General features: G+C 44.7%; 21 protein-coding genes and 1 pseudogene. 6 read left to right on the top strand and 16 right to left on the bottom strand.

From position 1 onward, the window contains the following. Nucleotides 1–29 precede the first annotated feature (29 nt). The gene (locus PAHA3_RS08905; RefSeq protein WP_062834409.1) at nucleotides 30–1,571 is read right to left on the bottom strand and encodes a glycoside hydrolase family 43 protein; all 1,542 of its coding nucleotides are present in this window, start codon (nucleotides 1,569–1,571) and stop codon (nucleotides 30–32) included. A gap of 7 nt (nucleotides 1,572–1,578) precedes the next feature. After that, nucleotides 1,579–3,108, bottom strand: coding sequence for a glycoside hydrolase family 43 protein (locus PAHA3_RS08900; RefSeq protein WP_062834408.1), 1,530 nt, complete (start codon nucleotides 3,106–3,108; stop codon nucleotides 1,579–1,581). 161 nt (nucleotides 3,109–3,269) lie between these two features. On the opposite strand from PAHA3_RS08900, the gene PAHA3_RS08895 reads away from it, so the two are divergent. Then, the gene (locus PAHA3_RS08895) at nucleotides 3,270–4,142 is read left to right on the top strand and encodes an AraC family transcriptional regulator (RefSeq protein WP_062834407.1); all 873 of its coding nucleotides are present in this window, start codon (nucleotides 3,270–3,272) and stop codon (nucleotides 4,140–4,142) included. Between the two features lie 111 nt (nucleotides 4,143–4,253). Here PAHA3_RS08895 and PAHA3_RS08890 read toward each other — a convergent pair whose 3' ends face one another. From PAHA3_RS08890 to PAHA3_RS08875, 4 genes are all read right to left on the bottom strand, one after another. Then, entirely contained in the window at nucleotides 4,254–5,948 is a 1,695-nt protein-coding gene (locus tag PAHA3_RS08890; RefSeq protein WP_062834406.1) for an ABC transporter substrate-binding protein, read from the bottom strand. Nucleotides 5,949–6,226: 278 nt separating this feature from the next. After that, on the bottom strand, nucleotides 6,227–6,502 hold the full coding sequence (locus PAHA3_RS08885) for a barstar family protein (protein WP_062834405.1): 276 nt from the start codon (nucleotides 6,500–6,502) through the stop codon (nucleotides 6,227–6,229). Between the two features lie 14 nt (nucleotides 6,503–6,516). Further along, nucleotides 6,517–6,951: a ribonuclease domain-containing protein gene (locus tag PAHA3_RS08880; protein ID WP_062834404.1), complete on the bottom strand. Its 435-nt coding sequence runs from the start codon at nucleotides 6,949–6,951 to the stop codon at nucleotides 6,517–6,519. A gap of 184 nt (nucleotides 6,952–7,135) precedes the next feature. Beyond that, complete coding sequence (locus PAHA3_RS08875) at nucleotides 7,136–7,897, bottom strand: alpha/beta hydrolase (RefSeq protein ID WP_082762749.1); 762 nt, start codon at nucleotides 7,895–7,897, stop codon at nucleotides 7,136–7,138. Nucleotides 7,898–8,035: 138 nt separating this feature from the next. Here PAHA3_RS08875 and PAHA3_RS08870 point away from each other — a divergent pair, with 138 nt between their 5' ends. From PAHA3_RS08870 to PAHA3_RS08860, 3 genes are all read left to right on the top strand, one after another. Continuing rightward, nucleotides 8,036–8,647: a TetR/AcrR family transcriptional regulator gene (locus tag PAHA3_RS08870; protein ID WP_062834403.1), complete on the top strand. Its 612-nt coding sequence runs from the start codon at nucleotides 8,036–8,038 to the stop codon at nucleotides 8,645–8,647. A gap of 27 nt (nucleotides 8,648–8,674) precedes the next feature. After that, the gene (locus PAHA3_RS08865) at nucleotides 8,675–9,556 is read left to right on the top strand and encodes an AraC family transcriptional regulator (RefSeq protein WP_062834402.1); all 882 of its coding nucleotides are present in this window, start codon (nucleotides 8,675–8,677) and stop codon (nucleotides 9,554–9,556) included. 108 nt (nucleotides 9,557–9,664) lie between these two features. Further along, the gene (locus tag PAHA3_RS08860) at nucleotides 9,665–10,945 is read left to right on the top strand and encodes a glycoside hydrolase family 27 protein (RefSeq protein WP_062834401.1); all 1,281 of its coding nucleotides are present in this window, start codon (nucleotides 9,665–9,667) and stop codon (nucleotides 10,943–10,945) included. Nucleotides 10,946–11,028: 83 nt separating this feature from the next. Here PAHA3_RS08860 and PAHA3_RS08855 read toward each other — a convergent pair whose 3' ends face one another. The 4 genes from PAHA3_RS08855 to PAHA3_RS08840 form a co-directional block, all read right to left on the bottom strand. Beyond that, nucleotides 11,029–11,409 (bottom strand): hypothetical protein, encoded by a 381-nt coding sequence (locus PAHA3_RS08855; protein ID WP_062834400.1) that lies wholly within the window; start codon nucleotides 11,407–11,409, stop codon nucleotides 11,029–11,031. A 130-nt stretch (nucleotides 11,410–11,539) separates the two neighbouring features. Beyond that, nucleotides 11,540–12,268, bottom strand: a complete 729-nt coding sequence (locus PAHA3_RS08850) for an amino acid ABC transporter ATP-binding protein (RefSeq protein ID WP_062834399.1) — start codon at nucleotides 12,266–12,268, stop codon at nucleotides 11,540–11,542. Next, complete coding sequence (locus PAHA3_RS08845) at nucleotides 12,261–13,709, bottom strand: amino acid ABC transporter substrate-binding protein/permease (RefSeq protein WP_062834398.1); 1,449 nt, start codon at nucleotides 13,707–13,709, stop codon at nucleotides 12,261–12,263. The genes PAHA3_RS08850 and PAHA3_RS08845 overlap by 8 nt, the downstream gene beginning before the upstream one ends. A gap of 341 nt (nucleotides 13,710–14,050) precedes the next feature. Next, a complete protein-coding gene (locus PAHA3_RS08840; protein ID WP_062834397.1) occupies nucleotides 14,051–16,156 on the bottom strand; it encodes a serine hydrolase domain-containing protein in 2,106 nt (701 codons plus the stop codon). A gap of 283 nt (nucleotides 16,157–16,439) precedes the next feature. On the opposite strand from PAHA3_RS08840, the gene pdxR reads away from it, so the two are divergent. Both pdxR and PAHA3_RS08830 read left to right on the top strand, forming a co-directional pair. Then, a complete protein-coding gene (pdxR, locus tag PAHA3_RS08835; RefSeq protein WP_062834396.1) occupies nucleotides 16,440–17,870 on the top strand; it encodes a MocR-like pyridoxine biosynthesis transcription factor PdxR in 1,431 nt (476 codons plus the stop codon). A gap of 44 nt (nucleotides 17,871–17,914) precedes the next feature. After that, nucleotides 17,915–18,535 carry an NAD(P)-dependent oxidoreductase gene (locus PAHA3_RS08830; protein WP_062836030.1) on the top strand — a complete coding sequence of 207 codons (621 nt, stop codon included), beginning with the start codon at nucleotides 17,915–17,917 and terminating at the stop codon, nucleotides 18,533–18,535. Nucleotides 18,536–18,671: 136 nt separating this feature from the next. Here PAHA3_RS08830 and PAHA3_RS31135 read toward each other — a convergent pair whose 3' ends face one another. From PAHA3_RS31135 to PAHA3_RS08805, 6 genes and pseudogenes are all read right to left on the bottom strand, one after another. Continuing rightward, nucleotides 18,672–18,866, bottom strand: a complete 195-nt coding sequence (locus tag PAHA3_RS31135) for a hypothetical protein (RefSeq protein ID WP_305778487.1) — start codon at nucleotides 18,864–18,866, stop codon at nucleotides 18,672–18,674. A gap of 193 nt (nucleotides 18,867–19,059) precedes the next feature. After that, nucleotides 19,060–20,265 carry a benzoate/H(+) symporter BenE family transporter gene (locus PAHA3_RS08825; protein WP_062834395.1) on the bottom strand — a complete coding sequence of 402 codons (1,206 nt, stop codon included), beginning with the start codon at nucleotides 20,263–20,265 and terminating at the stop codon, nucleotides 19,060–19,062. Between the two features lie 54 nt (nucleotides 20,266–20,319). Further along, nucleotides 20,320–20,586: pseudogene (locus tag PAHA3_RS08820) on the bottom strand (YggS family pyridoxal phosphate-dependent enzyme); the annotation flags it as partial. Between the two features lie 324 nt (nucleotides 20,587–20,910). Beyond that, the gene (gene rbsB / locus PAHA3_RS08815; RefSeq protein WP_062834394.1) at nucleotides 20,911–21,843 is read right to left on the bottom strand and encodes a ribose ABC transporter substrate-binding protein RbsB; all 933 of its coding nucleotides are present in this window, start codon (nucleotides 21,841–21,843) and stop codon (nucleotides 20,911–20,913) included. Between the two features lie 14 nt (nucleotides 21,844–21,857). Then, the gene (locus PAHA3_RS08810; protein ID WP_371327932.1) at nucleotides 21,858–22,820 is read right to left on the bottom strand and encodes an ABC transporter permease subunit; all 963 of its coding nucleotides are present in this window, start codon (nucleotides 22,818–22,820) and stop codon (nucleotides 21,858–21,860) included. 10 nt (nucleotides 22,821–22,830) lie between these two features. Continuing rightward, nucleotides 22,831–24,312 (bottom strand): sugar ABC transporter ATP-binding protein, encoded by a 1,482-nt coding sequence (locus tag PAHA3_RS08805; protein WP_062834392.1) that lies wholly within the window; start codon nucleotides 24,310–24,312, stop codon nucleotides 22,831–22,833. Nucleotides 24,313–24,316: the final 4 nt, after the last annotated feature.

The following is a 24,316-nucleotide window of genomic DNA, read 5'->3' as shown; positions in this document are numbered from 1 at the left end:
ACAAATTCTCACTGTTCTCATCATTGTGCTCAATCAGGATGAATCACGCGATATTCGAAACTCGAAAAATCAGCTGTTCCTCCAACCATTTCGGTTGAATATAGGAACAACCCTATCCGGCAACCCATAAAATGATCCAGTTTATATATCATTTTATGGGCAATCCCTATCTCTACCCATTCAGTCCCATCGAAGTAGGCAAAAGAGCACTCATCCAGATTGTTCTCAAAATTTCCGTATGCTTTCAGTTTAACTACGGGGTCTGATACCGGAACACGTGAATGTTCAGCAGCAGGCTCCTGATCGATCAGATTACCAAATATCGTTGAATCTACACTATCTCTAGCATGCATGACCAAGTAAAACTTACCTTCCTGTCTCGTAAGAGCGATCATACCGTATGAACCGATCAGGAAGCACAGTCCCGCAAAATCTCCATCCTTCAGATGACTGCCATCCAGCGTGACCGTTGCTTCGCAAGCGGGCCCCATGGAACGCTGGGTTAGTGTGTTTACGGCAAACGTCAGATTTGGGCTGATCTGTCCAGTACGAACACGATAAACTCCCGGTTTCTCTGTAACGGACCAGAGTTCATCATGAGGTGTATGGTTCCATTGCCAAAAATCGCGTAGGCGTACACTTCCATCTTCTTCAGCTTCATAATTGAAACGGTCGCTGCCTACCAACGGGTTATAACGGTGCTCAGGTCTGGTACTTGGGATATCAATCTGTTTCGGAGCTTTGCTTGCAAATACCGGAGTATCTTGATCAAAATGTAGCGGAACCAAAACAGGAATGCGGCCAACAGCCCCATGATCCTGAAACAGCATTGCATACCAGTCCCCATCCGGCGTATCCACGATGCCGCCTTGAGCAATACCTGAATTGAAATAACCCATATCATCATTGAATACTTCCCCACCCGTGAAGACACCTTCAAGTGAGTCAGCCATGTAAAATGCCTGTGTTCTTCGCCCGGAAGCTTTCGTGATATGAATCAGAAACACCATATACTTACCATTGATCTTGTAGAAATGTGCTCCTTCATAACCAAGATGATGAGGCTGCTCGTCTTTTACGATCAAGCGATGTAATCCACCAGGTTTGGGCCCAGACAGATCAGCGCTTAATTCGGTCAGATAGATCTCGGTATTACCGTACACGAGATATATCCGTTCATCATCGTCGAAAAATAAGGAGCAATCATGGTAGAAACCTTCTACGATCTGTTTCTTCCACACTCCCGATATGGAGGTCGACGTATACAAGTATGTCTTACGGGTATCATTCGCGACAAAGATCACATAGAACATCCCTTGATGATAACGAAGGGATGCAGCCCACATGCCTTTGCTATAAATGTGCTGACCATTCTCCAGCCGCTGGGCTGGTGTGTCGTCAAGCCTATCATATACATAGGTGGCTACTTCCCAATGAATGAGATCATATGAACGCAAAATGACACATCCCGGCATCATGTGCATAGTTGTACTGACCATATAATATGTGTCATCTACACGAATGACGTCAAGATCCGGATAATCGGCCCATATAATTGGATTCGGATACATGCTTCAATTACACCTCATTTTGTCTATTAAACTTCCATTCTCGTAATAGGATGGTCGAGTTGTCTGTTGAACCATTAAACATAATATACAAGTCATGCTCACCTTGCGCACCCGTAACTTCAGTTGTTAGCTCCACCCAGTGAAGTGATCCGGTCGCGGAAGGGATAATCAGCTCTCCAATTAACGGTGCGTCTGAACGATCAAGCCGAAGCTCTAACACACCTTCGGTTGCTTGATTCAAAATAAGGGCTTTGAAGATTGTAGGTCCCTCACTACCAAAGTCGACGTTCGATATAGCGATCCAACTGTCACTTTGCAACTTAGCAGAAATCACATTCGAATCTGATGCTGCCATCTCAGCAGACGTCTCATTCGAGTTAAGACATTGCTCTGTTGATACGCCGCTACTCCACCCAATCGTCGAACCAGTCACCTGTTGATAGGGATCGAACCACTTGATCTGATCTACGCCCTGATAATCTGCTTGCACCTTCTTGATCCGACCAGAGGTTTCGTCATGTTCCACTCGATTGAGATGCGTTGAGCGGTAACCTTCCGGTATATTCATGGCTTGGCACAACGTCTGGGCATGGTAGGCAATGTACCACTGATCCGCCAGTTGGAATATAGCATGATGGTTGTTGCCGCCAACATCAAAAAAGTGACCCGGATTCTGAAGCAACGTTCCCTGATATGTCCATGGTCCCATTGGCTGAACGCTAGTCATATATGCGATTTCACCGGGTGGTGGATCTCCCTCTGGCCGATCACCCTCGTCAAAATTGGAGCAATACGTATAGTAGTACATATTATTATATTTATGTATTCCTGAATCCTCAAACATATATGGCGCCGGGATGACCTTTGCTTTGCCAACAACGCTGATCATATCATCTCCCAATCGCATCACTCTTGCCGTGTCCGGTCTCTCGGCCTTCCCCTCTGGAATACCACCACCGAAGTATATGTAGGCTTGATGATCGTCATCTACGAACACAGCAGGATCGAATAACCAGGTCACTTCTTCTACTCCCGAAGTCTCTCTTGTAATGAGTGCTTTTCCTATAGGATCTACCCATGGACCTACAGGTGTTGGTGCGGACAATACACCGATTCCACTGGCATTATTTGCGAAATATAAAAAGAAGCGGTCTTTACCTTCAATAATTCGATGAGCAGCGGCCGGGGCCCAGGATTGCGAAGCCCATGTCGCAGCACCTTGAGGTCCAGCAACTCTAATCTCGCCATGATCTGTCCAATTGACCAAATCATCTGAAGAAATCACCGTAATCCGATTGATTGAACTATAACTATTTTTCTGAGGAAGACCATTCTGATCATATTCCAGCTTATCGCTAGTCATATATAAGTAGACTCGATTGTTAAATACCAAAGCATAGGGATCGGCTCCGAATTTGTGGGCCATCAGAGGGTTACCGTTGGGATGAAGCTTTCCAATCTCTCCTGTAACACTCTTCAGATTGGCTGACGGGTCTTGCTTTTGCACATTAGCATGTGATGTAGAATTATGATTCATCGAAAGAATCCCCCTGTAAACGTATTAATCTTCACATTACTCCGAAAGCGTTTGCAATACAAAAGGTATCATGATAGGATGATTACATTTTAAGGTAAGCTGAATACAATTTCATTGCGTAAAGCGCTCTATTTATTGCGTGAAATGACGGGAGGTGTTTCATGAGTGGATCCTCTGAGTGTTTCTATGACCCTATCCAGCCTGAATTCCTGTATCTACACCGCGTAACTACGTATAAGCTGGATACCATTTACCATCGCCATAATGCATATGAGATCTATCTGTTTCTTCGTGGCAACGTTCATTTCTATGTAGATAATCGATGCTATCATGTTCAGCCGGGGGATTTACTTGTGATGTCACCTGAGGAGATGCACCGAGCCTTTATTCTGGATGAATCTGAGTATGAACGAATAACCATCAATCTCAAAAAAACATATCTATATCAGTTGTCTACACCATCAACCAATTTATCATCATGTTTTGATCATCGCCCCAAAGGGACAGGCAACATCGTACATTTAGACGATTATAACTTGAAACAGATGCTGCAATGGACGAACGAACTGGAAGAATTGCTTGCTTCTGATGCTTATGGCACCGACATCAAAATAAATGCAGCCGTAGCCCAATTATTACTCATGATTAACGTCTGGTTTCATAACAATTCCTTTGTTCCACATGACATTATGCCTGAACTGGTTCGTGAAACCATGGATTATATTGAAATACATCTACATCAAGACATTACACTTCGCAAACTTGCCGAAGAGTTCTATATGAACAGCACCTACATTAGCCGCCAATTTAAGAAACATACCGGATTGACGATCCGGTCCTACATGTTGGGTCGCCGTATTGAACGGGCCAAATTCCACCTGTCTGAAGGAATGAGTATTACGGATGCATGCTTTCAGTCGGGATTCAGTGACTATGCCAATTTTATTCGCAGTTTTACCAAAATGGTCGGCATCTCCCCGGGTAGATATATCAAACGACGGCGTGATGCGATGGAGGCATTACCAAGATCATGACCAGCTTATTCAATGAAAGAAAAAAACATCGAGCCATCCTGCATGGCTCGATGTTTTCTTTACAGGATCGGGAGTTGAATCTGATCCGTTTATTATGATCATATCTGTTAGTTAATTGATCTCTTTTCCAGTCCATAGTCTAACGCGATCTTTAATCCACTCTGTATACTGCTGTTCCATGCCTACTGCACCTGCATTATCAAGTTCAGCAATCATATTGTCATATATGCCTTCAAAAGCACTCGGAGAGGATGTAATCGCTTCGGCGATCCGCTTCTGAATAATATCCTGTGTTTTCTGATACACCACATTATAATCTCCGCTATCGGATGGAATCGGCATATTGTAAGCCGCACCCCACTCTTTTACCGGGAATTCCTCTTCGGAAGGGAACAAGTCCTTCCAGGTCGTGATGCCATAGCCTTTCAGAGCTTCTTTTTCCTCATCAGAATAACTTTGCTGAATCTGTTCAGGATAATTCGTTGTATAGTAGTTATCCGTTGAATCTTTAACACCATCCCCGTAATGAGCACCAAAAATGTAGTACAAACCTACGCCGGTTTCTTTGGTAAATGTGTTATTGTCTTTGTTTTTACGTTCCTGTACATCTGCCGGGATGGTGCGAACACCGTCTTCCACATTGTATTGCTCGCCTTCAACGCCCCAGTTTCTCAATACTTGCCCTTCTTCAGAAGACATCCAATCCAAAAACTTGATGGCCCGAACAGGATCTTCACAATCGACCGTTATGCCAATACCATAACCGTCAAAGCCGATATTCTGGAAGTCTTTGCGCTGAAAACTTTCATCCAGTGTTACCGGATAGAATCCGTAGGTCATGTCGTCTTTCCCTGCACTTTTCAGTGCATTTTCCGCATCACTGAATCCCCAATTCGGATCAAGCAACGAAAGCACGCGTCCGCTGGCGATTTTCGATTTGTACTGGTCATCTTTTTGAACAAAACTGTCTTTGTCCAGCAACCCTTCATTGTACATCTTGTTCAACCACCGGAAATATTCCTTTTCCTCTGGCCGCTTGTAATGGAGAACAGCCTCGTAAGTGTCAGGATCGATGAAATACTCCCCATCTCCAGGGCCACCCGTAGACATGGCAGCTGGATCGGTAACCGTGATCATTCGCCGCCATCCATCTGCACTAAGCGTCAGTGGAATTGTAGGTTGGCCATCTTCTGTTGTCGGATTCTTCTCGTAAAAGTCACGTAGCACATTTTCGAAATCGTTTAAGGTTTTGATCTCAGGATACCCGAGTTCCTTGACTACACGATGTTGAATAGCCGCACCGTTCGTGGCATCGAAGCTAACTTGATCGATTGCACCGTTGGTTGGAATCCAATAGATTGAAGGATCATCATTGCTGTATTTCAACCGATTGAAGTGCTCACCGTAGATTTTTTTCAAATTGGGGGCATGTTCTTCGATCAGCTCCGTCAAATCAACCATTGCACCAGCATCAACGAGTCTGGTTAAGTTGCCTTTGGGGAAGATCAGGTCGGGATAATCACCGCTGGCAGCCATCAGGGAGATACGGTCGTTGCCGCCTCCGCTCGAGATATCGAATTCTGCATCAATGCTTACACCGGTTTCTTCCGTAATTTTCTTCCCTACAGCATCTTGCATTTTGTTCCAGTTGGGACTTGCATCTGCGCCGAAAAAGCTAAATGTAATCGGACTGTTGGGATCACTGGTATTCGATTCGGAATTCTCTGCAGCATTTCCGCAACCAGCGGAAACTAGCACAACACTTGTTACGAGACAAGCTCCTAGCACTTTTGATACGGCTCTCATTATTTCTCTGCCCCCTAGATGTTGTTATTCGTGTTAACTAATGCAGACAATACGATGGTTCACTTCGGAATAGTATACGCTTACATATCAAGCGTTAACAAACGATTAAAGTCCTGCCTATCCTATTCCATGCTTAAAGTATAAGGAAGTCTATTAACTCCAACCTTGATTATTAAGCCATGAAAATAGCATGATCTAGACATGAGTCTCAGTCAAACTGTAGTGGAAAACCAAAAAAGCGATGGTTGCCCATCGCCTCATAATCCCAATAATACTTTTCAATAATATAGTTCCAACGTGAATCCTTGGATCTCTGCTTCAACTTCCCGCAACAATTCCATGACTTGGTCAGCGTAATCTCCAAGAATCTCTTTGCTCTTCTCGAACCCGATCCATTGAAAAGTAAGCGGCATGCTTACAGCGCCAGTCAAGACATCCCATAGTGCGTCCAAATTGCCTCCATAGCTCTCATCTAACTCAAGCTGGTTTTGAAGACTTTGATGAAGCTCTTCCTTGCTGTGAAAATCGTTTCCGTTAATCTGAATGATGCTCATAGCAATCCCTCCATTTATTTTAACTGTTCAAATGACTTATAATGATCTGTCGTCTGGTAGATTAGACCATCATTCGAGTATAGAATTCGATCGCTTCCGCGCCGACCTCCTGAGTAATTTATATCGGCTTCGTACCAGATACGGCCTTTTTTGTTGGGGAGTAATCCTTCCCGGTTTCTGAATACGTCACCGCCGATGCTTTTGCCTGGAGCCACTTCATGCAGGTTCCCTTCACTTGGTTCCCATCCCAGATCCCTGGCCTCTTTCTTGGTAATGTAATTTGGCGGGAGTTCATTGTGCTCAGAGATATAGTTGGCAACTTCATCAAATCCCATATCCTCCGAAACTTGAGGTGAGCCGAGATCAAGCAGTGACTGTGAAGTACAGCCCGAGAACAATAATGCGGCGATGATGATCAATAGTGTGTAAGCGAATTTTCTGAAAAACATAATCTTTTCTCCTTTTGCTGTTCTTGCTCTTGCTGTCCTTCGTTTTGCTGCTACTTCGATGACAGTGCTTCTAATGTTAACGATTAGTGGTAATTAAAGCAATTCTTCAAACAAAAAAAGCCGCTAAAATAGCGACTTCAATTGTACCACGTTAATTATCCATTCAATACATTCATTTAATAGTTTAATTTAAAGTATCCATCCAGTTCTCCAGTGCTGCGACAACCTCTTCCAACTGCTTTTCTTCCGTAATAACAGGTTGATTATCTCCTTTTTGCATGCCGTATGAGCCAAATTGACCGTGATTACCACCCTCGATACTTACATATGTCGTTTTTTCCGGAAGATTTGCTTTGGAGTTCTCCCAGTCTTCCCAGTTAAGCACTCCGTCGTCCGAGCCTGTAATCTGTAAGATAGACAAGTCCGTATTCTTCAAGCTACCCCCTTCGTCTGCATAAGAAGCCAAGAAAAAGACGCCTTCCAAATTCTCCTTGTGCTCCGCAGCATACCGTGCTGCGAATGACCCGCCCAATGAATGGCCGCCAATAACAAACGCTTCGTTAGGATGTTCCTCGATAAAGGAGTCAGCCTTGTTTTGACCGAAAATCGCCAAATTTATCGGCATGTTCGCGATGTATACACGGTGACCCTGTTCTGCCATTTCTCTGGCAAGTGGAGAATAACTTTCAGGTTTAACTAGACCCCCCGGATAAAAAATAATATTCGGTTCGGTTACCTCTGTACCCAAGGGTTCAAACCGGTAACCGTCCTTAATCTTGGTGACATTAACCTGAGCATCGCTTGTCATCGCCGTTTCAGCTCGCTCAGAAGGACTATACGTAACCGAATTGAGATATACGAAAACTCCGGCCACGATGATAACGATGGACAAGATTGTCCACATGATTATCTTTTTCCATTTGTTTGTACGTTGTGCTGTCTTCAACCCTAAAACCACCTTGTCATGAGGATAATGTGTTGCCTTTTTTAACTCTTTATAAATTATACTTACCGGTAAGTATAATTACAAGTGATTTTGCTTACTATCGTTATTTGTCATAAAATATTCATGGAGGGAAGTCCAATGACAAAAAAATCACCCAAACGTTTGCCTGGAAGACCGAAACATGGCGACGAAGATATCTCTATTCAGCAAACCATTATTCAAACGGCTTCAAAGCTATTCATGGAGTATGGCTACGAAACGGTCACGCTTCAGCAAATTGGCCAAGCATGTAGCGTGTCAAAGCCAACCATTTATTATCATTTCACCAGCAAACCAGAGCTTTTTAAGGTTGCCTTTACAACGATGCTACACAATGTGAGTCAATTAACCTCGCAGATGCTTGATCAGGCCGAGAATTTGGAGTCGGGGCTTGTTCGTCTGGCAGAGGCCAGATTGGGCAATCCACATGCAGAGATTGAAACTATGCTCAGAAAAGCTGAGCCTTTTCTCGACTATGCTCAAATTCAGGATATACGCAACGCTGAGCATCAGATACACGAAGTGTTAGCCGCTCATTTCCAACGGGAAATCGATGAAAATAGACTACGGACGGACGATCCGTTTTTCCTAGCAGAGACCTTCTCGACTTTGATGCTTATGGGTAATCGGGAAGATAACCTGCACAAATATGGTTCGAATTTTTCATTGGCCCAAAAGCTAGTAGAACTTTTCATTCGCGGAGCGCAGTAAAAATTCAGGGCAACAAGGAGAACTGATATGAATATCCCCAGAGGAACCTACGGGTTTCGATTCGCCGAAGACAAGGAGCTCCAGCTGTGTGTACTGTTTGCGGCTGGATGTGATTCAATAACCGATCCTTCTTATCATTGGGATGGACTCGAGCGTTCGGACGGACCTCTCCTGTTGTTCCAATATACAATTTCAGGTGAAGGTGTATTTGAGTCGAATAATCGTATTCATCATGTTACCGCAGGACAAGCTTTTTTAGCAGAAATTCCAGGGCCACATCGCTATTACTACCATCCAGCATCAAAAGAACCTTGGGAGTTTCTGTTCCTGCTGTTCAGGCCCACTCTTATTCTGCCCCATTGGCGAAAATTTCTTCGTGAAGCGGGAGAAGTTCCCTATCTTCCCGCTGATTGTACACCAATCCGACTGTTGCGGATGATCGTGACTGATGCGGCTGCAGGCCGAATTACTGATCCTCTGATCGCATCATCCAGTGTGTATCAGTTCATGACAGAATTGACCCGACTACAAAAAACAACATTGCACAACAGGGAAAATTGGTCTGAGAACATTCAAAGAGCGGTTAAATACATAGAAAACAATTACTCCAAGATGATCAGTATCGATCACCTTGCCGAGCAGGTTTCCCTTTCCAAATATCACTTTATACGTCGCTTTTCCTCCAGTACAGGCTTAACGCCAGGTGCATATCTGACCCGTGTACGCACTGAGAAGGCGATGGAACTGCTGCGCGGAACTACCCTTAGTGTTGAAGTCATCGCCGAACAAGTCGGCTATTCCAGTGGAAGCTACTTTATCAAAGCTTTTCGCAGCATAACCGGGGTTACGCCAGGTGAATTTCGTAGTGGCGGAGAAAGCCTTGTGTACCGTAAATTATTCTTCGACTAACCGCAATATTTTGCTATTCTACACTCAACATTACTGTAGATATTAATAAACTCCTTTATTATGATGAATTTAGCGAGAGCAATAATTAATCCATAAAGGAGCCTTACCATGAATCATACGCTTACAGCATCAACTCCACCGCTTGGCTGGAACAGCTGGGATTGTTACGGTGCAGCCGTTAAGGAAGACGAAATCCGTGGCAACGCCGAGTACATGGCAGAACATCTTAAAGACTTCGGCTGGAGCTACATTACGGTCGATATTCAATGGTACGAACCTTTGGCCAATTCTTCGCAATATCGTCCGTTCGTTCCACTAATTATGGATGAATATTCACGGCTTATGCCTGCTGAGAATCGCTTTCCTTCCGCTGCAAATGGACAGGGATTTAAGCCATTAGCCGATTACGTTCATAGTCTTGGACTGCAATTCGGCATTCACATCATGCGCGGTATTCCACGTCAGGCTGCACATGCGGCTACTCCGATTCTGGGTACAACCGCCACTGCGCGCGATATTGCTCATCCGAACTCCATCTGTCCCTGGAATACGGATATGTATGGTGTCGATAGCTCAAAAGAAGGCGCACAGGCCTATTATAATTCGCTTTTTGAACTGTATGCACAATGGGGCGTTGACTTGGTTAAAGTAGACGATATTGCTGCTTCAAGGCTCTATGACACCCATCAGCCTGAGATCGAAATGATATCCAAAGCGATTGAGCGCTCTGGTCGGCCTATGGTACTGAGTCTCTCTCCCGGCCCTGCTCCGGTAGAATACTCCGAATTCTTAGCCGAGCATGCCAACATGTGGCGGGTCACGGACGATTTCTGGGACCTTTGGCCGCTGTTATTGGATATGTTCGACCGCTGCCGGACATGGCAGGGCGTTCCCCAAGCAGGCTGCTGGCCAGACTGTGATATGTTGCCTTTGGGTCATATCGGTATCCGTTCTGTAGATGGTGGTGGAGCGGATCGCTGGACTCGGTTCACGCCTGACGAACAGTTGACGATGATGTCGCTGTGGAGCATCTTCCGTTCCCCTCTCATCTTCGGTGGAGAGTTGCGAGATAACGATGACTGGACATTGTCCCTGTTAACCAATCGTGAGGTTTTGCGAATGCATCGCGAGAGCTACGGAGCCAAAGAAGCCTTACGCAAAGACGATCTTATTGTGTGGACTGCCCAGCATGCGGATGGCTCCTCTTACGTCGCTGTATTCAACATAGGTGAGAATGCTCTACCTGTGGATCTGTCCATTGAGGAAATCGGCCTCTCGGGCATTACGAAAGGTATCAATTTGTGGAGTGGAGAAGCAGCTGAATTTAGTGAGAACTCCTTAGCTGCGACTGTGCCAGCGCATGGTGTGCGGCTGTATCAGTTTTCCTAAACTCACAAAAGAAAAAGAGAGATCTGTCGTTCATTAGACAGACCTCTCTTTCATTTCATGTTCATCGTTAAGATGGATTACATTCAATCCCCATTCGATAGACGATATGAATCCATCGCTTGAACCGCTAGATGAAATGCTTTCATTCTTCTTTCCAGAAGTGTCTTTTGAGGGCTACCTGCTTTGGACTTAGCATACATGCTCTCAAGGGATGGGAACAACCCAACCAAAACAAGGCGAGCTTCTGTTATCTCTTCATTAGTGTATGGATGAGGTTCAGCTTCATGATTCCAGACATTTTCCAATAACGCTGCACCGATATGTAGAGCATTGAGGCGTTTTTGTAATAAGGTCGTATTTGAACTTTTCTGAATCATATTTGCTAGAGCATTTTCCGATTTACGGATGGTTGATTGAAAAGCTTTGATGGATTCCAGTTGGTCTTCTTGGGAAACGTTTTCCATGGAGTACTGACCTCTCTCTTCGCTTATTTTGACCGGTTTTTTCTATGATTTCACCTAATAAATATAACAAAAAAAGCCGCTTACATAGCGACTTTCAATGTATGACCTGTACAGATTGTTTGATTCAGTGCTAGAGTACCTTTTCCAAAAAGCTGATCGTCCGCTCATTCTTCGGATTTCCGAATATCTCAGCAGGAGTCCCTTGCTCGACAATGTAACCACCGTCCATGAAAATCACGCGATCAGCTACTTCGCGGGCGAAACCCATCTCATGAGTAACGATGATCATCGTCATACCTTCGCTCGCGAGGTCTTTCATTACGCCAAGTACTTCTCCTACCATCTCAGGGTCCAGCGCCGACGTCGGTTCATCAAATAACATGACGTCCGGATTCATGGCGAGCGCACGAGCGATCGCAACCCGTTGCTTTTGTCCACCGGAGAGTTGACTAGGGAAACTCTCTGCTTTGTCAGACAATCCGACACGGTCGAGTAGGCTGAGGCCCGTTTTCCGAGCCTGTTCTGCGTTTAAAACCCCTAGTTCTCTTGGCGCAAACATAATATTTTTCAAAACACTAAAATGAGGGAATAAGTTAAAATGTTGAAACACCATTCCAATATTTTCACGCGCTTTGTTAATGTTGGTTTTAGGATCATTGAGATCCTGATTATCTACAATAACTCTGCCTGCCGTAATCTCTTCCAATTGGTTGATGCAACGCAAGAAGGTACTTTTCCCTGAACCGGAAGGTCCGATGACACAGACGACCTCTCCTTCGTTAACGCCCACATCAATGCCCTTCAGGACCTGATTCGTGCCGAAACTCTTCTTCAAACCTTCAACTTTAATTTTAGCCACGACGAACCTTCACCTCCAGATAATCAGCAATTTTGGTCAATGTGATGATAACAATCAGGTACATAACAGCAACCGTTAACCAAATGTCAAAAGAGGAGAAAGTTCTTGCAATTACAATTTTACCCGATTGTGTCAACTCTACGAGGCCAATAACGGATAAGATTGACGTATCCTTCAACGTGATAACCATCTGGTTAATGAAGGAAGGAATCATCACCCGAACAGCCTGCGGAATGACGATCTTTATCATCGCTTTGCGATAAGGAAGTCCCAATGAACGAGCAGCTTCCATTTGACCACGATCAATCGATTGAATCCCGCCTCGGATAATCTCGGTTACGTACGCCCCTGCATTCAGACTAAGTGTCAAAATAGCCGCCAGGAACAAAGGCATCGTGAAGCCCATCGCCTGTGGAATCCCGAAGTAGATAAAGAATGCTAGGACAATCAGCGGAATGCCGCGGAAGATATCTACAAATACAGTCGCAACACCACGAAGGAATTTGTTCTGTCCCACCTTCATAAATCCGAAAATCAAACCAATGATAAACGCGAAGAACAGGGACACAATGGTGTATAAAAGTGTGTTTCCCAGACCTTTAAACAGGGCAGGAAGAGATTTCTGAATTAGCTCCCAGCGACCTTGATTGGCAACAGTCGGAGCATTGTCACCAAGATATGTCTCGGTAATACGCTTATACTCACCATTAGCTTTGATATTGGCGAGACCTGTATTAAACATCTCCAGAAGCTCCTGGTTTTTCCCCTTGCTTACTGCAAAACCGTAAGGAGCGCCGTCTTCTTTGTCGGTAACAATTTTCAAACCGTTTTTCTGGTTTACACCATAAGCCAGTACGGGATAATCTTCAAAGCAGGCTATGGAATTCCCCGTCTTTACATCGTCATACATTTGGGAAGAATCATCGAATGGGACGATTGTAAATCCATACTCTGAAGCAATGGACTCAGCAAAACTGTATCCTTCTGTACCTGTTTTTACAGCGACTTTCTGACCGCGTAGATCTTCATAGCTTTTAACGGTGTCATTGTTTGCGCTGACACCCATCACGACGCCCGATTCAAAATAGGTATCAGAAAAATCAAATTTCGCTTTTCTTTCATCGGTAATACTCATGCCTGCGATCACACCATCGACCTGATTCGTCTCAAGTGCCTGAACAGCTGCATTGAATCCCAGAGCTTTAATTTGATATTTGAAATTTTGATCTTTGGCGATAGCATCCAGCAAATCCATATCGATACCAACATAATCACCATTCTCATCTTGATATTCGAATGGAGCAAAGGTGATATCGGTTCCGATAACATAAGTCTTACCGGAATTGGATGTTGCCGAGGCCTCCCCCGCCCATCCCGATAAACCGCTCACCAGGAGCAGCATCAGTGAAAGTATAAAAAATGAGATCTTCGTTGTTTTCATATGTCCTCCCCGTCTCGGTGTTGTCCGAATATTCATTATTTTCTTTTCATAAGTATTTCTGTAGTCCTTATGTCGAACTTTTGCACATCAGATTGTTATTATTTACTGTATATTAACAATCAATGCTTTGCCTTTCCACTTGCAACATTTTCCTCCGTCATTTTTTTTCCAACCAGTAAATGTCCTCTTATACTTACCCTTCAAGTAAGCTTTGTGAAACCCAATATTACATCGTGAATCTGAAAAAGGTCCATTTACTTTAAATCGTAGTATTTAAAATTTAAAGCTCAAAAAAAGCCGCGTTATCCGCGACTTTTTGTTGTACAGTTTTTTATCATCTATTAATTTGCCCTGGTTGTCAATACAATATCGAACTTCGAATCAGCTTCACCCGCGAACACAATCATTCCGTTCTCAGGCAATACAATTTCGCTTTGTCCACTGACCACTGTATGATTAATGCCTACGCCCGCTTGGTTGTATACAGCAAATGCGCTGTTTGCAGACATCTTGACGGTCATTTCTTTACCTGCAGCTGAGGCTGGAATCGAGTACCATGTAGCATGACCATTCGCCTGAATCGTTGTCTTCGATTGTTTTCCCGCATAGATCGGTTTGATGATGTCTTGAGCAGCATAGATGTTACCTCCAGCTGTAACGTATTCCACGCCGTTTTCCTCATAGAAATTGAATTCCATCGTATCACGACCTGCCAATCCAGGAATTTGCAATTGGTTCACGGCTTGGTTAGCTCCAATGATTTTATTCGTGTAGACATAACCGGGTAGCTCATTAAACGTATGAATGGGTATCATCGGCATGGCTGTGTTGTACAGTGTTGATGTGTATTTTTCATTGACTAACACATACGCTTTGCCTTCCCGCTTCTGCCATGCGGCCTTTACTTCTTCCGACAATTCATTGGTTTCAAGCTTTTCTGCCTTATATTCAGAGGAAGCAACTTGCCCAAGCCCAGGCACAGACTGATACGAGCGAGACCACAAGTATGTGTTTCCGTTGACTTCCTGAACGAATTTCAGCTTTTCCGTACCTGCATCATTAACAAATGAGCCATCAGCGGTGTACGTATATGTCTGAGCAGGGCTGTTAGGAGACGACAAATTAGACAGTGTTAATTGCCCAACATCTTTTACGTCCAGCTTCATTAACATGTTGGCCCCACCAGCGTACATGCCTGTGTGCTGTGAAAGTTCTGTTGGCATGGTGGCTTTCACAGGTGCATCATATGACTTCTCCGGCTTGCGTTCCGGAATGATATTTTTCTCCTCAAGTGCGCCCAGCAAAAGTTCAGTTGCCAGCAATTGATCCGTTGAGCTATGACCACCCGAAGAGGTTACAGCAGCAGCCATATTGTATTCCGGAAGCACAATCAATGAGGAATGATAGGTTATCGTATTGCCGCCTTTGGTTACTGCCTGGATGCCATAATCATTAAAAGGAAACAGGTTCACGCTGTCCCAACCCAGACCATAGCCAATGGACGAATCGCCTTCTTCCGGCCACATGCCTCTATTGTATTCTTCTTGCTCCATGGCCTCTACAGATTCCTCTGAAAGAACACCTTCAACCTCACCTGTAAAGATTTTCGAGAATTGAACGAGGTCTTCAGCAGTCGAATATAGGCCTCCGGAAGCAATCATGTTTGTGGTCTCTAATGGAAGCTGTCCCTCATATGACGGGGAATATGTTGCTGCCATTTGGGTAAGTTCCACTACATCCTGGGGCGTTTTGGTATGCTCCATACCCAGGGGTTCGGTTATGTACCGGTGCATGAAACTGGTAAAACTCAATCCGCTGACCCGCTCAACCAGAATCTCAGCTAATGTGAAACCATCATTACTATACACGGAGTATGCGCCAGGATCGGCCTTCAGATGTTGCGTCGCTAATTGATCCAATAACGTATCATGTGCGTGGGTATCATTATCTCCAAACAGTATTGCACTGTTACTTGACGTTCCGAGAAGTCCGGATGAATGATTCAGCAGCATGCGTGGTGTGATCTGTTGGTACCGCTTGTCTTTCATTTTAAAGTCCGGAATATACTTCACGACAGGCTCATCAAGATCAATCTTGCCTTGGTCCACTAGCTGCATTACGGCGGTTGCGAGCACCATTTTACTGGTTGAACCAATGCCATACATTGTATCAGAGGAAAGCGGGATGTTGTTTTTCGGGTCATTTTTGCCTGCCTGACCGGAGATCACAATCTGGCCCTCATCCATCAGTGCATACTGCACACTTGTCGTAGCGTAGGATTCAGTAAGTACCTTGGCCTTCGCGCCTACTGCCTTTTTAGTTAGATCATACGTAGGGCTACTACCGTTACTGGTAGCGGGTGTGGCCATGGCCGACATTGGGGACATCATCGCGAGCACCAAGGTAATGGCCGCGATAGAAGTTCGTTTCTTTCGTGTCAATCTCATCTTCTCCTGTCTAGTCTATGGATTAGGAATCTCTGTGGTCGTACTCCAGTAGTGTAACCGAAGAAGATGAACTATCTGTGGCTTGAATATGAATCGAGTATGAACTAGGCAGAACCAACGACATAGGTTGGACTCACGGGAAACATCACTTTAGTCTAGCTTTGTTTTGTTTGCAAATTAAACTTTTGCTATAATAATATATCAATCATTGGAGTGCCAAAAGATCCATAATTACATAAGTCAATGCAATCCATAATTCAGTATGAACACTGGAGTTGAATCAATGCTAAAAGTAAATCGGAATGACCATCGCCCGATCTGGCAGCAACTTCTGGATCAAGCGATTTATAATATTACAACCGGGAAATGGCAACCTGGTGAATTGCTACTCCCCTCACGCGAACTTGCTCAATTAATTGGTGTTTCACGGTCAACCATACAGATTGTCTACGAGGAATTATTCAGCCGCGGATATACGGTAACCTCCCGACGGGCCGGGACAAGAGTTAGTGATTGGACATATGCACCTCGTTCATCAGAAGATGTCACAATGAAAGGGCCTATCCAGCCCGAACTGCCGATACTAAACGATTCGATTGGTCATCTGCATAGTTGGTTCGGTAATAGAGACGATCGCAAAGTAGAAATTGATTTTAATCCCCACGAGCCTTATCTAGATGAAAATTTCACAAAAGCCTGGAGGCAATCTTTTTTACAAGCTTCTACTGAACCCAATCTGGATATATGGGCTTATGGTGATGCCAGAGGGTTACTGGCGTTAAGAGAGCAGATTCAACATTATCTATCACTTGAACGAGGCATTCATATCGATGTTGATCAAATCTTGTTAACCTCAGGTGCACAACATAGCATTGATTTAATTGCCCAGGCACTTTTAAGTGAGGGAGACAGAGTTTCGGTAGAGGATCCCGGCTTCCCGGCTGCTTGGATGGCGATGAAATACCGCCGGATGCAAGTCGATCCCGTTCCAGTCGATGAGTATGGATTATGTGTAGATCATATTCACCCACAGACGAAACTCGTATTTGTCACGCCTTCTCATCAATGTGCCGTTGGCGTTATTATGTCGGAGCCACGCAGGCAACAATTGATGCACTTGGCAGCTCATCATCGATATTGGATTGTTGAGGATGACTACGATAGCGAATTTAGGTACCGTGGAGATCCACTTCCGACGATATTCAGTCAACAACCTCAGAATACGCTTTATATGATGAGTTTTTCCAAAATGGTTGTACCTGGCATTCGACTATCCGCTATCATCGGACCCAAAAAAGCCATTGATCGCCTTACACAAGTTCATGAATTAACCTATCGTCATCTGCCGATTATGGAACAATTAACGCTAACTCATTTTATCGAGCGTGGTCATTTTATGCGTCATATGAGAAGAGTTCGGAACATATATCGACGCAGACACGAAGTCATGACCAAAGCCATTGTTGCTTCAGGGCTAAGCTCACGATTTACTTTAAGTGGTGTGGAAACAGGATTGCATATGCTCCTTGAATCTGAAACGTCATTTGACGAAGAAGCGATGACGAATGCTGCCCTTGATCAAGGCGTGCGCGTATATCCGCTTAGCAAATATTGCCTGGAAAGTCATCGTAAAGGATGGATATTAGGTTTTGCAAAAGTGGATGAGGATCAGATTGAGGAAGGCATTCATCGGCTTGCAAAGATTGTATTATGATGGAGAACATGCTCTCCAATTGGATTCGAAAGGATGTTTTTGTGATGAAAATTTTAGTATTAGGAGCCACCGGACGGGTTGGAAGTCATTTCGTCTCTAATGCCCTACGTTCCAATCATCATGTAACCGCACTGGTTAGAAGCCCGGAAAAGGTACAAATCAACGATGAGAATTTCGTTCTGCATCAAGGAAACGCTTTAGTCAAAGAGGATATTCATCACGCCATACAGGGTGTGGATCTCGTTGTTAGTTCCTTAAGTACCGATGGAACGACTACATTATCGCAATCCATGGGACATATTGTTGAGGCTATGGCTCAGGAGCGTATCAAAAGAATCATTACCATTGGTACAGCAGGAATATTGGAAAGTCGAACGGATCCTGGCTTGCTTCGTTTTCAATCCCCTGAGTCCAAACGTAAGTCCACGCGCGCAGCTGAAGAGCATCTGGAAATGTACAAGATTCTCAAAGCTTCAGAGTTAGAATGGACCATCGTGTGTCCTACATACTTATATGATGGAGAATCTCTTGGTAAGTACCGGGTTGAGCGCGACTACTTGCCTGACGGCGGAACTTCTATATCTGTAATCGATACTGCGGAGTTTGCTTATCAGCAATTAATGTCTGATGAGTATGTGCAGTCTCGTGTGGGTATAGCCTACTAAGGCGTGTCTTAAATCTCACTTATAGTACATCTCTTCTGTTCAAAAAAGTAAGCTTTAAGATACGCAAGCAAAATAAGAGCTTGCAATTGTTATCCATTAGGAACAATTGCAGGCTCTATTTGTGTCTGCTGTTGAGTTATTTGAGGTCTTCATATAAAGGGAATTGCGAAGTGATTTCACGGACATTACCTAATATTTGATTTTTTACATCTGAGTTCTTTGGATTTTTAAAAGCAAGCCCTATCAGCTGAGCAATTTCTTTCATTTCCCTGGATCCAAGCCCTCTTGAAGTCATAGCCGGAGTTCCAAAACGAATACCGCTTGTAACCAAAGGACTTGCCGTATCGTGAGGGATTGCATTTTTACTCGCTTATGATTATCTGTTCCTCCCGATACAAGGGTGAGTCCTTCATTCATTAAAGTTTCTGCCAATACGTTGGCGTTACTCAGAACACCTTCAATGAAAAATTAATGAGACTTCCGTGTGTTAGATAATCACCTTGGGCTTCCTCCCAACCTTACGGTTATCTATTCGATCCAAATTGTTTTTTGGGAAATTTACTATTCATCAGTAGATGTGCCATCATTCCTGCAAACAGTCCCCAAAATGCACCACCGACACCTAGTAAAGTCACATTCGCTGCTGTGGCCAAAAACGTAATCAATGCAGTTTCACGTCCCGTAGGGTCCGTTAATGCATTGGCAAGACTGCCACCGATGGTTCCAAGTAAGGCCAATCCCGCTAATGTTGCAATAAAGGTAGCAGGAAGAATCAAAAACAGAGAGGCCAATGTTACGCCAAAAATGCCGACAAAAATATAAAAGATTCCACAAGCAATACCTGCAATATAACGTTTGGTTGAATCCGCATGTGCATCCTTTCCTGAACAAATCGCTGCTGTAATAGCTGCCACATTAAAAGCATGTGATCCGAATGGGGCTGCAAGAAGCGAACCCAAACCTGTTACAGCCAAAATAGGATTGGCACTTGTCTTGAATCCATCATTACGCAGAACAAGCATTCCGGGCATATACTGCCCTGTCAAAGTAATAATGAACAGCGGTAGAGCAACGCCAAGTAAAGCATTTAACGAAAACGCTGGAACAACAAATACAGGCGATGCTACAGCCAATTGGATCGTACTGAAGTCTGTTTTCCCCATGCATATCAAATAAATCAAACCGATTGCCAATATGCCAACAATGGCGTAACGGGAAGTAAACCTTCTTAACACGATATAGCCTGCAAACAGTACAATCACAAGCAAAGGATCTACCTTCGCCCCTCCAAAGGCCGAAATGCCAAACTGTAGTAAAATACCGGCTAACAATCCGGAAGCGATGCCCGGGGGAATAAGTCGAACGAAACGTTCAAACATGCCTGACCAACCTAAAATAATAAATCCGACTGCTGAAATCATGTAAGCGCCAATAGCTTCTGGATAAGGGGTTACCGCTAATGCTGAAACGAGAAACGCCGCACCCGGTGTAGACCAGGCTGTAATAATCGGTTCCTTGTATCGATAACTGAGCCAAATTCCTGTTACTCCTACCCCAATCGAGATGGACCAAATCCAGGAAGCGGTCATTTCTGGGCTTAAACCAGCGACTTTTGCAGCTTGAAAAACAAGGATAAACGTACCCCCGTAATTAACAATTACGGATATTAAAGCGGCGATCACCGGCGATATCAAATCACGGCCATGTAACGAAGGGGATGCTGTCTTCATATTTAACACTACCTTTCACTTAATCATCGATGCGTGTGTTTTCATTCCAGTAATATTCGTCTGGTAAATACCGTGTCCGATAAAATGCCATTCCACCTGTTCGTGTTGCTGCATAAGTGGAAATTTGTCACGAAGTTCCTGAGCTTTGTTTTCTCCGAATAGAACCTCACCTGCTTGAATCGCTACCTCTAGTTTCTCAGGCGGTACCGTTTTGGTCGCGAGCAACAACTGAATTTCCTCTATGTTGCGACCGGAAGCCTGGCAGGCCAGTGCCATTTGCTGTCTTACAGATTGAAGATTTTCTTCTACCAGATGCCGCATGTCAGCCACCTTCTTTCTATTCCGTACAGGAATGGATAATTGAGATTAGCTCCTCCTTATGTATTGTGAAGACTGTGTAGAACGTCATGCTAGTGTATCAACAGATGGATTGGTTATACATATCCAAAAAGACTATTTTGAAGCAATCCAAAACTAAAGTGGACATTAATTCAATTGGGGTTCCTTTAATTTGCTTTTAAAAGTCAATAATCTGATTGATGTGATGTCCGCACGCTTCTTCTGAAATGAAAAAAGCCGCTAATTTAGCGGCTTGGTTTAGTCCTATGTTCATGCCCAAAACGAAGATACATGTTTTATGATGATTTACTCATTCACATTTTCCTTGGTTACCAGCTTCAATTCAGCGGGAATCGATGACTCCACCTGCTTGCCACTGAGCACATCCAGAGCGGCTTGCAGCGCCAGTTGACCAATCAGTATAGGCTGCTGAGCGACAGTTGCTGTCAATTTCCCATCCTGAATGGATTTGATTGCATCATCATTACCGTCGAATCCGATGACCGGAATGTCTTTACCCGAGCTTTGGATGGCTTCAATTGCACCAAGTGCCATCTCATCATTATGGGCAAATACCGCTTGCACGTCTGGATTACCTTGTAGCAAGTTCTCCATGACATTCAATCCTTTGGACCGATCGAAATCAGCAGATTGCTTGGAAACTACATCGAGTTGCTTGTCAGCCACTTCGTGGAAGCCTTTACCCCGTTCTCTTGTTGCAGAAGCGCCCGGCACACCTTCCAGTTCAATAACTTTTGCTCCCTCACCCAGTTGTTCCACAAAGTATTCAGCTGCCATGCGTCCGCCTTTTACGTTATCCGATGCTACTAGTGCCGCCACTTCGCCTTTATCTGCGGAGCGATCCAGCGTGATCACGGGAATACCAACACTATTGGCCGATTGAACCGCTGTGGAGATCGCTGCAGAGTCCGCAGGGTTAATCAGAAGTGCACTGACGCCTTGCTGAATGAGATCATCCACATCATTGGTTTGTTTGGCCGAATCATTCTGTGCATCAACCACGATCACCTGTATTCCCTGTTTTTTGGCTTCAGCCATGACCCCGTCCTTCAGTGATACAAAGAATGGATTGTTCAGTGTAGATATCGACAAACCTATTTTCTTCTGTCCGTTACTTTTGTTTGGATTAGGTTTCGCCCATTCCGGTGGCTCCAGAGAGCACCCGGCTAGAACAATGATCATCAGCATACTTACGAGTGTTATCGTCCACTTTTTCATATTCGCTTCTCCCCTTATGCTGTTTTCTTGCGGTCCAGCAGGACGGCAATGGCAATGACAATACCTTTTACAACCATTTGATAAAATGAGTTTACTTCAAGCAAGTTCAATCCATTATTCAACACGCCGATAATCAGAACACCGATCAGTGTACCAACGATGCGTCCGCGTCCTCCAGCAAGACTTGTACCACCCAATACAACGGCAGCGATTGCATCCAGCTCGTAGGATGTACCTGCCGTTGGTTGGGCTGAATTCAAGCGCGATGTCAGAATTGCACCTGCCAAAGCAGCGAGCATTCCTGTCAGGGAGTAGATCATAATTTTCACGCGATTAACTTTGATCCCCGAGATAATGGAGGCTTTCTCATTACCACCAATAGCGTACGTTTTGCGGCCAAAAGCCGTTTTATGCAAAACAATCCACAGAATCATGAAGGTAATCAGCATCGTGATTGCAGGTACCGGAATGCCCAGCAGGTAACCGCGGCCGAACAATTGGAACAACAGATTATCTCCGAGTCCTGTAATTGGGTTACCGTTCGTGTACACCAATGTCAGTCCTCTGAATATCGTCATCGTTGCCAATGTAGCGATAAATGGAGCCATTCTGCCTTTGGTAATCATCAGTCCGTTCACCATACCCATGACACCACCGAGTGCGACACCGATAATGATGGACAAGATCGGATCCAGGCCGGACAACATCATATTCGCTACAAAAGCACTGGATAAAGCCAAGATCGAGCCGACCGAGAGATCGATTCCGCCCGTCAGGATAACAAACGTCATACCGAAGGCAATCAGCGCATTAATCGAGACTTGTCGTAATAAATTCAAGATATTAAGCGGTTCCAAGAAACTTGGATTCAACACCGATACGATGAGAATAAGAATGATTAAGCCGAGCAGCGGTCCTAATTTTTGTATTACATTTGAGAAACGGAAGCCGCTTTGGGCCGTTTTGTTTTCCTGCATTGTTGTCATATCACTGTCCCCCTGTGGCCAATGTCATAATGTGTTCTTGTGTGGCTACTTCCCTTGCAACCTCGCCACTGATGTGTCCTTCATGCACAACCGCGATCCGGTCGCTCATGCCAAGCACTTCAGGTAGCTCCGACGATACCATGATGATTGCAACACCGCGTTCTGTCAGTTCATTCATCAATTCATAGATTTCACGCTTCGCTCCGACATCCACTCCGCGTGTGGGTTCATCTAGGATAAGTACGCTTGGACCGATCCCAACCCATTTGGCGATAACGACCTTCTGCTGGTTACCCCCGGATAGATTCCTTGCCGCCGTCTCGGAGGATTGCGTTTTGATCTGTAGACGTTTGATCAATGTATCTACGAAGTCTTGTTCTTTGGAAGCTGAGATAAAGCCTTTGCTTGAGAAACTGAACAGATTCGGCAACGCCATATTCTCGCGAATGGAGAAGTCTAATACCAGACCTTCATCCTTACGGTCTTCTGTAATAAACCCAATTCCATGTTTCACGGCATCGGCCGGTTTACGAATGTTCGCTTTTTTGCCCCGAATGAAGATTTCACCGCTATCCAATGTATCCAAACCAAAGATGGTTCTCATGATCTCTGTTCGTCCAGAACCCATAAGTCCTGAGAAACCTAGGATTTCCCCCGCTCTCACATTGAAGTTGATATTCTCAAATAACCCTTTGCTGCTTGCATTCCGTACCTCCAAAACGACTTCACCATAGGAAGGATTCCGGGCAGGGTAACGCTCCGTAAGTTCCCGACCTACCATTTTCCGGACCACTTCATCAAAGCTTGTCTGCGGGATAGCTTGCGTGTCTACCGTTCTTCCATCACGCATAATCGTAATTCGGTCACAGATCGTGAAGATCTCCTCCATTCGGTGAGAAATATACACGATGGATACGCCTTCCTTCTTCAGCGAGCTGATTACGCCGAACAGCTTCTGGATTTCGCGCTCTGTGAGTGCTGCTGTTGGTTCGTCCATAATGATGACCTTGGCATCTGTCATTAGCGCTTTGGCGATCTCGATCATCTGTTGTTGCCCGACGGAGCACTCTCCCGCAGGACGTTCCAGCGGTATGTGTACAGAAAGCTTGGCGAACTGTTCTTTGGCAAGCGCTTTCATTTGTCTTGTGTTAAGCAACCCGAATGATGATGTCAGTTCCTTACCGATGAAGAGATTATCCAGCACCGTCATTTCAGGCCATACGTTCAGCTCCTGATGTATAAAGGTGATGCCCAGTTTCTCTGCTTCCTTCGGACTTGCAAAATAGTTTTCTTCTCCGTCTATGGTGATGGTCCCCTGATCACGCTGATGAAGACCAATCAGGATGTTCATCAGTGTGGATTTGCCGGCCCCATTCTCCCCCATCAGGGCATGAACCTCACCATCTTTTAGTTCAAAATCCACTCCGCTCAGTACCTGATTGGTACCGAACGCTTTATGAATGTCTTGCATCTGAATGTGCATTACG

Origin of the sequence: Paenibacillus amylolyticus (assembly GCF_001570725.1) — a bacterium.
Classification (GTDB): Bacteria; Bacillota; Bacilli; order Paenibacillales; family Paenibacillaceae; genus Paenibacillus; species Paenibacillus amylolyticus_A.
Note: the sequence above shows the minus strand (reverse complement) of the source record. Positions and strands in the feature narration are given on the sequence as shown.